Source organism: Streptomyces sp. NPDC044003, assembly GCF_056435185.1.
In genome coordinates this window covers 241650-253989 of the sequence record NZ_JBWKFA010000010.1, presented here as the reverse complement: position 1 = coordinate 253989, position 12340 = coordinate 241650, and the positions used below count along the sequence as shown (strand labels likewise).

Annotated in this window: 11 protein-coding genes; 3 read left to right on the top strand and 8 right to left on the bottom strand. The window is 71.2% G+C overall.

What is annotated here, in order from left to right; genetic code table 11:
• The coding region (locus AC07AW_RS33135) for an acyl-CoA dehydrogenase family protein (RefSeq protein WP_478819159.1) at nucleotides 1–684 on the bottom strand (684 nt) is incomplete at its 3' end.
• 125 nt (nucleotides 685–809) lie between these two features.
• On the opposite strand from AC07AW_RS33135, the gene AC07AW_RS33130 reads away from it, so the two are divergent.
• On the top strand, nucleotides 810–2135 hold the full coding sequence (locus tag AC07AW_RS33130) for a UDP-glucose dehydrogenase family protein (RefSeq protein WP_478819158.1): 1326 nt from the start codon (nucleotides 810–812) through the stop codon (nucleotides 2133–2135).
• A gap of 91 nt (nucleotides 2136–2226) precedes the next feature.
• Here the strand turns inward: AC07AW_RS33130 and AC07AW_RS33125 are convergent, their stop codons facing one another.
• The 4 genes from AC07AW_RS33125 to AC07AW_RS33110 form a co-directional block, all read right to left on the bottom strand.
• Complete coding sequence (locus tag AC07AW_RS33125) at nucleotides 2227–3135, bottom strand: membrane dipeptidase (RefSeq protein WP_478819157.1); 909 nt, start codon at nucleotides 3133–3135, stop codon at nucleotides 2227–2229.
• 133 nt (nucleotides 3136–3268) lie between these two features.
• On the bottom strand, nucleotides 3269–4465 hold the full coding sequence (locus tag AC07AW_RS33120) for a dipeptidase (RefSeq protein ID WP_478819156.1): 1197 nt from the start codon (nucleotides 4463–4465) through the stop codon (nucleotides 3269–3271).
• Nucleotides 4462–4995 (bottom strand): 5-(carboxyamino)imidazole ribonucleotide mutase, encoded by a 534-nt coding sequence (gene purE, locus AC07AW_RS33115; protein ID WP_392158135.1) that lies wholly within the window; start codon nucleotides 4993–4995, stop codon nucleotides 4462–4464. The genes AC07AW_RS33120 and purE overlap by 4 nt, the downstream gene beginning before the upstream one ends.
• Nucleotides 4992–6131 carry a 5-(carboxyamino)imidazole ribonucleotide synthase gene (locus AC07AW_RS33110; protein WP_478819155.1) on the bottom strand — a complete coding sequence of 380 codons (1140 nt, stop codon included), beginning with the start codon at nucleotides 6129–6131 and terminating at the stop codon, nucleotides 4992–4994. Before AC07AW_RS33110 ends, purE begins: the two co-directional genes overlap by 4 nt.
• A 200-nt stretch (nucleotides 6132–6331) precedes the next feature.
• Here AC07AW_RS33110 and AC07AW_RS33105 point away from each other — a divergent pair, with 200 nt between their 5' ends.
• A complete protein-coding gene (locus AC07AW_RS33105; RefSeq protein ID WP_351191465.1) occupies nucleotides 6332–6847 on the top strand; it encodes a GtrA family protein in 516 nt (171 codons plus the stop codon).
• Between the two features lie 18 nt (nucleotides 6848–6865).
• Here the strand turns inward: AC07AW_RS33105 and AC07AW_RS33100 are convergent, their stop codons facing one another.
• Together AC07AW_RS33100 and AC07AW_RS33095 are read right to left on the bottom strand one after the other, a co-directional pair.
• Nucleotides 6866–8137: an ATP-binding protein gene (locus AC07AW_RS33100; RefSeq protein ID WP_478819154.1), complete on the bottom strand. Its 1272-nt coding sequence runs from the start codon at nucleotides 8135–8137 to the stop codon at nucleotides 6866–6868.
• A 54-nt stretch (nucleotides 8138–8191) separates the two neighbouring features.
• Entirely contained in the window at nucleotides 8192–8869 is a 678-nt protein-coding gene (locus AC07AW_RS33095) for a response regulator transcription factor (protein ID WP_041129540.1), read from the bottom strand.
• Nucleotides 8870–9292: 423 nt separating this feature from the next.
• On the opposite strand from AC07AW_RS33095, the gene AC07AW_RS33090 reads away from it, so the two are divergent.
• Nucleotides 9293–10828, top strand: coding sequence for a peptide MFS transporter (locus AC07AW_RS33090; protein WP_478819153.1), 1536 nt, complete (start codon nucleotides 9293–9295; stop codon nucleotides 10826–10828).
• A 63-nt stretch (nucleotides 10829–10891) separates the two neighbouring features.
• Here the strand turns inward: AC07AW_RS33090 and AC07AW_RS33085 are convergent, their stop codons facing one another.
• Nucleotides 10892–12331, bottom strand: a complete 1440-nt coding sequence (locus AC07AW_RS33085; RefSeq protein ID WP_478819152.1) for a hypothetical protein — start codon at nucleotides 12329–12331, stop codon at nucleotides 10892–10894.
• Nucleotides 12332–12340: the final 9 nt, after the last annotated feature.

Below are 12340 nucleotides of genomic sequence, written 5' to 3'. Positions count from 1 at the left end.
GTCGGCGGGGATGCGGACGTTGTCGAGGTAGACCTCGCGGGTCGGGGAGCCCTTGATGCCGAGCTTCTTCTCCGGGGCGCCGAAGGAGACGCCCTGGTCGGACTTCTCCACGACGAAGGCGCTGATGCCCTTGGAGCGCTTCTCCGGGTCGGTGACGGCCATCACCGTGTAGTACTCCGAGACGCCGGCGTTGGTGATCCAGCGCTTGACGCCGTTGAGGACCCAGAAGTCGCCGTCGCGCACCGCGCGGGTCTTCATGCCGGCCGCGTCCGAGCCCGCGTCGGGCTCGGAGAGGGCGTAGGAGAACATCGCGTCGCCCTTGGCCAGCGGGCCGAGGTACTTGTGCTTGAGCTCCTCGGAGCCGGACAGGATGACCGGGAGGGAGCCGAGCTTGTTGACCGCCGGGATCAGCGAGGAGGAGCCGCACGCGCGGGCGACCTCCTCGATCACGATCACCGTGGCGAGGGCGTCCGCGCCGGCGCCGCCGTAGGTCTCCGGGACGTGCACGGCGTGCAGGTCGTTGGCGACCAGCGCGTCCAGGGCCTCCTGCGGGAACCGGCCCTCCTCGTCCACCGCCGCCGCGAACGGCACGATCTTCGCCTCCGCGAGGGCACGCACCGACTCCCGGAGCATGTCGTGCTCCTCGGAAGGCCGGTAAAGGTCGAAATCAGTCGAACCCGACACGCTCACTCACTCCCACGCTGCTAACTACCGTTAAGTAACCCAAATGGTAGGGCGTGACCCGGCCCCGGGCCAGGGCACGACTATGCTCGGGCAGGCATTCCGCCCGACGTTCCCTGGAGTCCCGCATGGCCCTCAAGATCACCGTGATCGGCACCGGCTACCTCGGCGCCACCCACGCCGCGGCCATGGCGGAGCTGGGCTTCGAGGTGCTCGGCCTGGACGTCGTCCCCGAGAAGATCGAGATGCTGACCGCCGGGCGCGTCCCGATGTACGAGCCGGGACTCGAGGAGCTGCTCGCCAAGCACGTGGCCGGCATCGAGGGATCGAGCGGCCGGCTGCGCTTCACCACCTCCTGGGAGGAGGTCGGCGCCTTCGGCGACGTGCACTTCGTCTGTGTGAACACCCCGCAGAAGCACGGCGAGTACGCCTGCGACATGAGCTACGTCGACGCCGCCTTCGCCTCCCTCGCCGGAGTCGTACGCGAGGGCGCCCTGGTCGTCGGCAAGTCGACCGTCCCGGTCGGCTCGGCCGAGCGGCTCGCGGCGCTCCTCCCCGAGGGCGTCGAGCTCGCCTGGAACCCGGAGTTCCTGCGCGAGGGCTTCGCCGTCGGCGACACCCTCCACCCGGACCGGATCGTCGTCGGCGTGCGCGGCGAGCGGGCCGAGAAGACGCTCCGCGAGGTGTACGCCGTACCGGTCGGCGAGGGCTCTCCGTTCGTCGTCACCGACTTCCCGACGGCCGAGCTGGTCAAGACGGCCGCCAACTCCTTCCTCGCCACCAAGATCTCCTTCATCAACGCGATGGCCGAGGTCTGCGAGGCCGCCGGCGGCGACGTCGCCAAGCTCGCCGAGGCCATCGGCCACGACGACCGCATCGGCGCCAAGTTCCTGCGCGCCGGCATCGGCTTCGGCGGCGGCTGCCTGCCGAAGGACATCCGGGCCTTCATGGCCCGCGCGGGCGAACTGGGCGCCGACCAGGCCCTGACCTTCCTCCGCGAGATCGACTCGATCAACATGCGGCGGCGCGGCCAGATGGTGGAGATGGCCCGCGAGGCCCTCGGCGGGTCCACCTTCCTGGGCCGCCGGGTCGCCGTGCTCGGCGCCACCTTCAAGCCGGACTCGGACGACGTCCGCGACTCCCCCGCGCTCAACGTCGCCGGCCAGATACACCTCCAGGGCGGCCAGGTGACCGTCTACGACCCCAAGGGCATGGAGAACGCCCGCAAGGTCTTCCCGACCCTCGGCTACGCCGACTCGGCCCTGGAGGCCGTGCGCGGGGCGGACGTGGTCCTCCACCTGACCGAATGGCGCGAGTTCCGCGAGCTCGACCCGGCGGAGCTGGCCGCGGTCGCCGCCACGCGCGTGATCCTCGACGGCCGCAACGCCCTCGACGGGGAGCGGTGGCGGGCGGCCGGCTGGACGTACCGGGCGATGGGCCGCCCGACCGCCTGATCGTGAGAAGTACGAGGAGGGGCGCACCGCCGCGCGGTGCGCCCCTCTCGCGTACGGACGGTCGTCCGTACGCCCACTCGCGTACGGACCGTCAGGCCGCGGTCGGCCGGATCCGGTTCGTACGGGACAGGAACTCCGTCTCCCGCAGCGCCCGGGTGGCGTTGGCGTGCGCGAGGCCGACGAGTTCCTGGGCCGTCCAGCCCCGGCGCAGCAGCTCCGCGAAGAGCGGCACGTAGCCGGCGGCCGGGGCGGTGGTGTGGGAGACGCCCGTGCAGTGCGGGCCCGCCTGCGCCCGTACCCGGTCGAGGACGTCGGCGTCGGCGGCCGGGTCGTCGGTGACCGTGACCATGAGGACGGCGCCGTTCTCGCCGAGGAGGCCGAGGATCTCGTCCGGCAGGGTCTCCGGGTCGGCCCGGGTCAGCAGCGCGGGGGCGCGGGTGACGGCGAGGGCGCGGCGGACCGTGTCCGGGTCGGCGCCGGAGAGGTCCACGGCCAGGCCGATGCGGTTCATCTCCCGTACGGCGTCGCGGGCGAAGGGGTCGAAGCGGGTGAGGTTCACGGCCCGTACGCCCAGGGCGTGGTAGGCCCGCAGGATGGCCGCCGAGCCGCCGAGCGCCGTCCAGCTGACCGGGCCGAGCAGGGCGGCGACGCGGCCGCAGTTGCGGGCGTGGGCCAGCTCGGACGAGGTGTACGCCAGGCGCAGGTCCTCGGGGCAGGTGGCGACGAGGGAGCGGACGGAGTCGATCCGCCGCAGGGTCCCGATGACGCCCTCCTCCGGCTCGGTGTGCAGGGACCACAGCTGGGCCCCGGCCTCCTTGGCGCGGACGGGCGGCAGGTCCTCGGGGTCGAGGGAGTCGGGGAGTTCGGTGTGGCCCTCGGTGACGGGCTGGGTGTTCAGGAGGGCGCGGGCGCGTGCTGTCTCGTCGGGCGGCGGAGGTGGCTCCGGGGCGGCGGGCACGGTGGGGAGGGTGGTGGGAGGGTCGTCTAGCAGTTCCGCCATGGTGTTACTCCGGACTCGGCGATGCAGTACCGCCCCGCCGAGAGCGGCGGGGCAGTACCGTCCACCGTGCCACCGGCCCCTGCGCGGGGCCCGGTGGAGTGGGCCGTCCGGGTGAGCACCCGTCATACGGGCGCTACGGGGTGTCGAGTGCCTCGATCGTGGCGTTCGACGGGGCCGTACGGCTCGTCAGATCGCGGGAGACGGCCTCCGCGTCCCGCAGCGCGCGGACCGCGTTGGACCAGGTCAGCTTGGCGAGGTCCGGGTGGGACCAGCCGCGGTGCAGCAGCTCCGCGATCAGGTTCGGATAGCCGGCGACGTCGTCGAGACCGGCCGGGGTGAAGGCCGTTCCGTCGTAGTCGCCGCCGATGCCGATGTGGTCGATGCCGGCGGCCTCGCGCATGTGGTCGAGGTGGTCGGCGACCGTGGCGGCGGTGGCGATCGGGCGCGGGTTCGCCTCCTCGAAGGCGCGGTGCAGCTTCATCGCCTCGGCGGTGGTGTCGAGGTGGTCGAAGCCGTGCGCCCGGAGGTTCTCGTCCGCCCGCGCGGTCCACTCGACGGCCGCGGGGAGGATGAACTTGGGCACGAATGTGGCCATCGCGACGCCGCCGTTGGCGGGCAGCCGCTCCAGGACGTCGTCCGGGATGTTCCGCGGGTGGTCGCAGACCGCGAGGGACGAGGAGTGCGAGAAGATCACCGGCGCGGCCGTGGCGTCGAGCGCGTCCCGCATCGTCGTCGCGGCGACGTGCGAGAGGTCGACGAGCATGCCGGAGCGGTTCATCTCGCGGACGACCTGCCGGCCGAAGGCGGACAGCCCGCCGACGCCGGGCGCGTCGGTCGCCGAGTCCGCCCAGTCGTTGTTGTCGTTGTGCGTGAGCGTCATGTACCGCACGCCCAGGGCGTGCAGCGCGCGCAGGGTGGCGAGGGAGTTGTTGATCGAGTGGCCGCCCTCGGCGCCCTTGAGCGAGGCGATACGGCCCTGCTTGCGGGCCGCCTCCATGTCGTCCGCCGTCAGGGCCGGGGCGAGGTCGGAGGCGTACCGGTCGAGGAGCTGGTCGACGATGTCGATCTGCTCCAGGGTCGCGCTGACCGCGTCGTCGCCGGCCAGCCGGCAGGGCACGTACACCGACCAGAACTGGGCGCCGACACCGCCGGCCCGCAGCCGGGCGAGGTCGGTGTGGAGCGCGCCGGTCTGGTCCGCGCCGATGTCCATCCGGTCCAGGTCGTAGCGCACGTGCTCGCGCAGCGCCCACGGCAGGTCGTTGTGGCCGTCGACGACGGGGTGGCCCGCGAGCAGCTCGCGGGCCTCCTCCAGACGGTCCGCGGCGCTCACTTGGCGAAGCCGAAGGACGCCGAGCCCTCGACCTTGGCGCGGAGCCGCTTGCCCTTCTCCGTGGCCTGGTCGTTGAGGTCCTGGAGGAACTCGGTCATCCGGGCGCGGAGCTCGGCGTCGCTCGCGGCGAGGATGCGGGCGGCGAGCAGGCCCGCGTTCCGCGCGCCGGCGACGGAGACCGTGGCGACGGGGATGCCGGCCGGCATCTGCACGATGGAGAGCAGCGAGTCCATGCCGTCGAGGTACTTCAGCGGCACCGGCACGCCGATGACGGGCAGCGGGGTGACGGAGGCGAGCATGCCGGGCAGGTGGGCGGCGCCGCCGGCGCCCGCGATGATCGCCTGGATGCCGCGGCCCGCGGCCTCCTCGCCGTACGCGATCATCTCGCGCGGCATCCGGTGCGCGGAGAGGACGTTCACCTCGTACGGGATCTCGAACTCGTCGAGGGCCTGGGCGGCGGCCTCCATGACGGTCCAGTCGGAGTCGGATCCCATGGCGATGCCGACGACGGGGGCGGTGGCGGTGCTCATTCGGTGATGGTTCCTCGCAGATAGCCGGCGGCGTGACGGGCGCGCTCCAGCACGTCGTCGAGGTCGTCGCCGTAGGTGTTGACGTGGCCCACCTTGCGACCGGGCTTCACGTCCTTGCCGTACATGTGGATCTTGAGCTGCGGGTCCCTGGCCATGCAGTGCAGATACGCGGAGTACATGTCCGGGTAGTCGCCGCCCAGGACATTGCACATCACGGTCCACGGCGCGCGGGGTCGCGGATCGCCGAGGGGCAGGTCGAGAACCGCCCGGACGTGGTTGGCGAACTGCGAGGTGATCGCCCCGTCCTGGGTCCAGTGGCCGGAGTTGTGCGGGCGCATCGCCAGTTCGTTGACGAGGATGCGGCCGTCCGTGGTCTGGAACAGCTCGACGGCGAGGTGGCCGACGACGTTCAGATCCTGGGCGATCCGCAGGGCCAGCTCCTGGGCCTGCCCCGCCAGCTCGTCGTCGAGGTCGGGCGCGGGCGCGATGACCGTGTCGCAGACGCCGTCGACCTGACGGGACTCGACGACCGGGTAGGCGACGGCCTGGCCGTGCGGGGAGCGGACGATGTTCGCCGCGAGCTCGCGGACGAAGTCGACCTTCTCCTCGGCGAGGACCGCCACCCCGGCGAGGAAGGGGTCGCGGGCGTCCTCGGGCGTGCGGACGAACCAGACGCCCTTGCCGTCGTAGCCGCCGCGCACGGTCTTGAGGATGATCGGGAAGCCGCCGACCTCGGCCGCGAAGGCCGCCGCGTCGGCCGGATCGGCGACGATGCGGTGCCGGGGGCTGGGCGCTCCGAGCTCGTCCAGCCTGGCGCGCATCACCCCCTTGTCCTGCGCGTGCGCGAGGGCCTCGCGGCCCGGGCGGATCACGACGCCGTCCGCCTCCAGGGCGGCCAGGTGCTCGGCGGGGACGTGCTCGTGATCGAAGGTGATCACGTCGCAGCCGCGCGCGAAGTCACGCAGCGTGTCCAGGTCGCGGTAGTCGCCGATGACGACCTCGCTGACCACCTGGGCCGCGGAGTCCTGCGGGGTGTCGCTGAGGAGCTTGAACTTGATGCCGAGGGGGATACCCGCCTCGTGGGTCATACGGGCGAGCTGCCCGCCACCGACCATGCCTACTACGGGGAACGTCACCCTCTTAGGGTATCCGCACCATCGGGGAACACTCGTCCGGCTGTGCTTTGGCACAAGCGGGACACGGGTCGGGACACGGGTGAGGTACGGGTTCTCCACGGGTTTTCGAGCTACACAGGCGGGTGACAGGGGCGCTGGTTAGCATGGTTGGGTTGACGTCGCCCGGACGTCATCCGGACGGACGGGACAGAGCGATCACCATGAGTGAACCCGGCGCGCTGCGCATGCGACTCGAGGCGCTCTTCCGCGAGGTCGCCAAGTTCGGCGCGGTCGGCGCGGTCGGGGTCCTGGTCGACCTCGGCGTGTTCAACCTCGTCCGCCACTTCTCGGATCTTCCGGTCGTACGGGCGAGCGTCATCGCCACCGTCGTCGCGATCGTCTTCAACTACCTCGGCTTCCGGTACTTCACCTACCGGGACCGGGACAAGAGCAGCCGCGCCAAGGAGCTCTCCCTGTTCCTGGTCTTCAGCCTGGTCGGCCTGGTGATCCAGAACGGTCTGCTGTACGCGGCGACGTACGGGTTCGGCTGGGACACCCCGCTGCAGAGCAACTTCTTCAAGTTCTTCGGCATCGGCGTCGCGACCCTGTTCCGCTTCTGGTCCTACCGCACCTGGGTGTTCCGGGCGCTGCCGGCGAAGGAGGCCGTGCAGACCGCGGAATCGTTCCTGGAGCAGGCCCCGCGGCAGGCGACCCGCCGCCAGCCCGACCGCGTCTGACCCGGTCTCCCGGAGCGCCTACCGTACGGGGCGCTCCTGCGGCGCCTCCGCGACGCTCCTGACCTCCCGGCTCAGGAAGAGCGCGAAGACCGGCGGCTGCTGCTGGAGCAGCTCCAGACGGCCGCCGTCCGCCTCCGCCAGGTCCCGGGCGACCGCCAGGCCGATCCCGGTGGAGCTGCGGCCGCTCACCGCCCGCTCGAAGATCCGCGCGCCGAGGTCGGCGGGGACGCCCGGGCCCTCGTCGGTGACCTCGATCACCGACTGGTTTCCGGTGACGCGGGTGCGCAGGGCGACCGTGCCGCCGCCGTGCATGAGCGAGTTCTCGATCAGGGCGGCGAGGACCTGGGCGACCGCGCCCGGGGTGCCGACCGCCCGCATCCCCTGCTTGCCGGAGTGCACGATGGCCCGCCCCGCGCTGCGGTAGGCCGGGCGCCACTCCTCGATCTGCTGCTTGACGACCTCGTCCAGGTCGAAGGCGACGGCGGAGCCGGTGCGGGGGTCCCGGGCGTTCGTCAGGAGCCGCTCGACGACGTCGGTGAGCCGCTCGACCTGGGTGAGCGCGATCGTCGCCTCCTCCTTGACCGTCTCCAGGTCGTCGGCGAGGGCGACCTCCTCCAGGCGCATGGAGAGCGCCGTGAGGGGCGTACGGAGCTGGTGGGAGGCGTCGGCGGCGAGCCGGCGCTCGGCGGTGAGCATCCGGGCGATGCGCTCGGCGGAGGCGTCGAGGACGTCCGCGACCCGGTCCAGCTCGGGCACCCCGTACCGCTTGTGCCGGGGCCGCGGGTCGCCGGAGCCGAGGCGCTCGGCGGTCTCGGCGAGGTCGGTGAGCGGGGACGCCAGCTTGTTCGCCTGCCGGACGGCGAGGAGGACGGCGGCGACGACGGCGAGCAGGGCCACCGCGCCGATGATCAGGAGGGTGCGGCCGACCTCGGCGGTCACCGCGGAGCGGGGCTCCTCGACGATCACGGTCTCGCCGCGCTCGCCCTCCGCGAGCCCGCGGATGACCTGGCCCTCGGGGCGGACGCCGATCTCGATGGGCTCGCGGCCGGGGATGCGGATCTGGGCGTACCGCTTGGCGCCGCCCTGCTCGGCGAGGATGTCCGGGTTGACCGGCTCGCCGCCGATCAGCCGGCTGTCGACGATGGAGACGAGCCGCAGCGCCTCCGAGTCCACGCTCTCCTGGGCGCTGCTGGAGATCGTGCGGGTCTCGACGATGACCAGGGAGACACCGAAGACGGCGATGACGACGAGGACGACGGCGAGCGTGGAGTTGATCAGGCGGCGGCGCATGGCTTAACGGTGGCTCAGCTCTGGTCGAGAACGGTGCTTTGCGAAGACGGTGGCTCAGCTCTTTTCGAAGCGGAAGCCGACGCCTCGGACCGTGGCGATGTAGCGGGGGTTCGCCGCGTCGTCGCCGAGCTTCTTGCGCAGCCAGGAGATGTGCATGTCGAGGGTCTTGGTGGAGGACCACCAGGTGGTGTCCCAGACCTCGCGCATCAGCTGGTCGCGGGTGACGACCCGGCCGGCGTCCCTGACCAGGACCCGGAGCAGGTCGAACTCCTTCGCCGTGAGCTGGAGCTCCTCGTCGCCCATCCAGGCGCGGTGCGACTCGACGTCGATCCGTACGCCGTGGGTCGCGGGGGCGGCGGCGGGCTCGGTGGAGCCGCGCCGGAGCAGGGCCCGGACCCGGGCGAGGAGCTCGGCGAGCCGGAAGGGCTTGGTGACGTAGTCGTCGGCGCCCGCGTCGAGCCCGACGACGGTGTCGACCTCGTCCGCGCGGGCGGTGAGGACCAGGATCGGGACTGTGTGACCCTCGGCGCGCAGCCGGCGGGCGACCTCGAGGCCGTCCATGCCCGGGAGGCCCAGGTCGAGCACGACCAGGTCGACGCCGCCCTGAAGGCCGGCGTCGAGAGCGGTGGGGCCGTCCTCGCGGACCTCGACCTCGTACCCCTCTCTCCGCAGGGCGCGGGCCAGCGGTTCCGAGATGGATGCGTCGTCCTCGGCGAGCAGTACACGGGTCATGGGGTGATGGTAGTCCGCACCGCACCCGGGCCGGGGCGGGATCCACAGGGCCTCGACGACCCCTGGGGATCTTGTGGGCAACCGGGAGATGACCTTCAAATGATGGCGTACGGTTCCTTCGTCGCCTGTGATCCATCTCTCAAGTCCTTCCATATCCGGCACTGTCGTGTCGTATGGTGGCGAGACGTCAGTAGCGGTAATCGGGGACCTTTGGCCAGCTTCGCGCGCCAAGGTCCTCTTTCTGCGTAAGTTCGGCTCCGCCGAACCTTGACGGTGAACGACCTGTGGGCCGGGTCCCGGGACGCGACAACGCGTCTCCCGGGGCGTGGATCCCGGTGGAGTCACTCGACTCCCCGGTGCCGGCCTCCCCCACCGGGCGCATCACGCTCACAAGGCGTGCGTCCCGACAGAGCAAGGATCGACATGGCGTCCAGCCTGACGACGGCTTCCTCCGGAAGCGGCGGTTCCGCCGGCACCTCCGGTTCCGAGAAGACGTTCTTCGGCCACCCCCGTGGTCTGGCCACCCTCTTCATGACCGAGATGTGGGAGCGTTTCTCCTACTACGGCATGAGGGCCCTTCTGGTTCTGTACCTGGTCTCCGGCGGCGCGGACGCGGCGACCGGCAGCCAGGGTGGCGGCCTCGCCATGACGGCGGCCACGGCGACGGCCATCTACTCGGTGTACGTCTCGATGGTCTACCTGATGGCCATGCCCGGCGGCTGGTTCGGCGACCGTGTCTGGGGCGCCCGCAAGACCGTCACCATCGCCGGTTTCGTGATCATGGCCGGTCACGCCTCGCTGGCCATCCCCGGCCAGGCGATGTTCTTCGTCGGTCTGGCGCTCGTCGCCGCCGGCTCCGGTCTGCTGAAGGCCAACATCTCCACGATGGTCGGCCACCTCTACGACGGCCCGGACGACCCGCGCCGTGACGGTGGCTTCACCCTCTTCTACGTCGGCATCAACCTCGGCGCCTTCCTCGCCCCGCTGGTCATCGGCACCGTCGGCGAGAGCTACAACTGGCACCTGGGCTTCCTGCTCGCCGCCATCGGCATGGCCATCGGTCTGGGCCAGTTCCTGTTCGGCACCCGCCACCTGAGCGCGAAGAGCAGCCTGGTCCCGAACCCGCTCTCCGCCGCCGAGCGCAAGTCCGTCCTCGTCAAGGTCTGCGCCACGATCGCCGTCGTCGCCGTCTTCTACGGCATCGTCGTCGCCGCCGGCATGTACACCCTGAACTGGGCGCTCGTCCCGATCACCCTCGCCGGTCTGCTCATCCCGATCGCCGTGATCGTCCGCATCAAGCGCGACAAGGACCTCGACAAGGTCGAGCAGTCGAAGGTCACCGGCTACATCTGGTTCTTCGTGGCCGCGGCCGTCTTCTGGATGATCTACGACCAGGGCGGCTCGACCCTGTCCCTCTTCGCGGACAGCAAGACGACCGACCACATCGGTCCGCTGAGCTTCCCGGCCACCTGGTTCCAGTCGCTCAACCCGCTCTTCGTCATGGCGCTGGCTCCGGTCTTCGCCTGGCTGTGGCTGTGGCTCTCCCGCCGCAACCAGGAGCCGAGCACCATCGTGAAGTTCTCGATGGGCCTGCTGGGCATCGGCATCTCGTTCTTCGTCTTCCTGGCCCCGATCGGCATGGCCGGCGACGGCAAGGTCAGCCCGATGTGGCTGGTCGGGATCTACTTCATCCAGACCGTCGCCGAGCTGTGCCTCTCCCCGGTCGGCCTCTCCGTCACCACGAAGATGGCGCCGCAGAAGTACGCCTCGCAGATGCTGGGTGTCTGGTTCCTCGCCGTCACCGCCGGTGACTGCACCACGGGTCTGCTCTCCCTCGCGGGCGTGGACCTGAACGGCACCGGGATCATCGCGCTGCAGGCAGCAGCCGCGGCCCTGGCCGCCGTCGCGGTCTTCATGTACCGCAAGAAGGTCAAGGCGCTCATGGGCGACGTCCACTGACGTCACCCGCCCCGCACGGAGGGCCCGTCGCACCGCACCGGTGCGACGGGCCCTCCGTCGTTGTCACCGCCTGAGGCGCGCCCAGGGGGTGAAGGTGAAGACCGCGCCGCCGACCAGGATGATCGTGCCCGCGACGAGGGCGAGGGCGCGCAGCGCGCCGTCGTTCTCGGCGCCGGTGTGGGCGAGGTTCCCGCCGTCGGAACCACCGGAGCCGGAGCCCGAGGTGGTCGTCGTGTCCCCGCCGCCGGAGGCACCGCCGGCCTGCTTGCTGGTGTCCAGTTCGAGGGAGGCCTGCACGGCGCCCTTGACCTGGCAGGGGATCACGATCGGCGAGCCGCCCAGGGAGACGCTGATGGTGAGCGCGCCCGGGCTGAGGGTGGACTTGCCCGTCGCCCCCGGGGTGTAGGTGCCCTTCATGTCGGGCAGGTCGACCGGCTTGCCCGCTTCGAGAGGGGCCGCGTTGGCGGGGCCGGTGACCTTCACCGTTCCGCTGTCGGCGCCGCCGAGCTTGACGGCCATGGACGGCTTGAGGGCGCCGGCGGGCAGGGCCGCCGGGCTGTTCATGACGCCCTTGGCGGTCTTGACCGTGAGGTCGTAGCCGTTGCCGTTCTTCTTGGCGTCGATCGTCACCTTGGAGGCGATCGAGGTGGGGCCGGGGGGCTGGCAGGAGAACTGGACGGCGACCTGCTTGCCGGGGAAGTCGGTCTGCCCGCCGGAGCCGCCGGTGCCACCGGAGGAGCTGGTGGCGGAGCCGCCGGTGGCACTCGCACCGCCGGAGGTGGAGGAACCGCCGGACGTGGTGGTGCCACCCGCCGTGGTCGAACCGCCGGACGTCGAGGAACCGCCGGACGCGGAGGAACCGCCGGACGTACTGGTCCCACCCGACGTACTGGTCCCACCGGACGTACTGGTCCCACCGGTGGAACTCGTACCGCCCGTGGAACTCGTACCGCCCGACGTCGTCGTCCCCCCTCCCCCGTCCGTGACCTTGATCGTCGCGCCGACCGGCACCGCTTCCTTCGGGGAGCACTTGGTGTCCGTCGACAGGGGCTTGGAGACGTTGATCGTGTACTTGCCGGGCGTCAGCGTGATCTCGCCCGCCTTCTCCAGCTTCAGCTTCCCCTTCATGTCGGGGAGGACCATCGGGCTGTTCTTGGGGATCGGCGGGTTCTGCCGCGGTCCCTCCATCGCGACGGTCCCGCTCGCCGCGCCGCCCACCGTGAGGACACCGGTGGGCTTCACCGTGTCCTTGTCGAGGTCGAGCACGTCGGGGTTCTTCGAGGCGGCCTGGACCGTCTTCCAGACGATCTCGACCTCGTCGCCGACCTTGGCCTCCGCCGGTGCGGTGATCAGCACCTTCGTCGTGCCCTGCACGGGCGGAAGGCCCGAGATCGACGGCGGGATGCACTCCGTCGCGTAACCGACCTCGGCGGCCTGGGCGGGGCCGGCGGCATACAGGATCCCCGCGCCGCCGAGCATCAGCGCGACCCCGGCCGCGCTCATCCTCCGTTG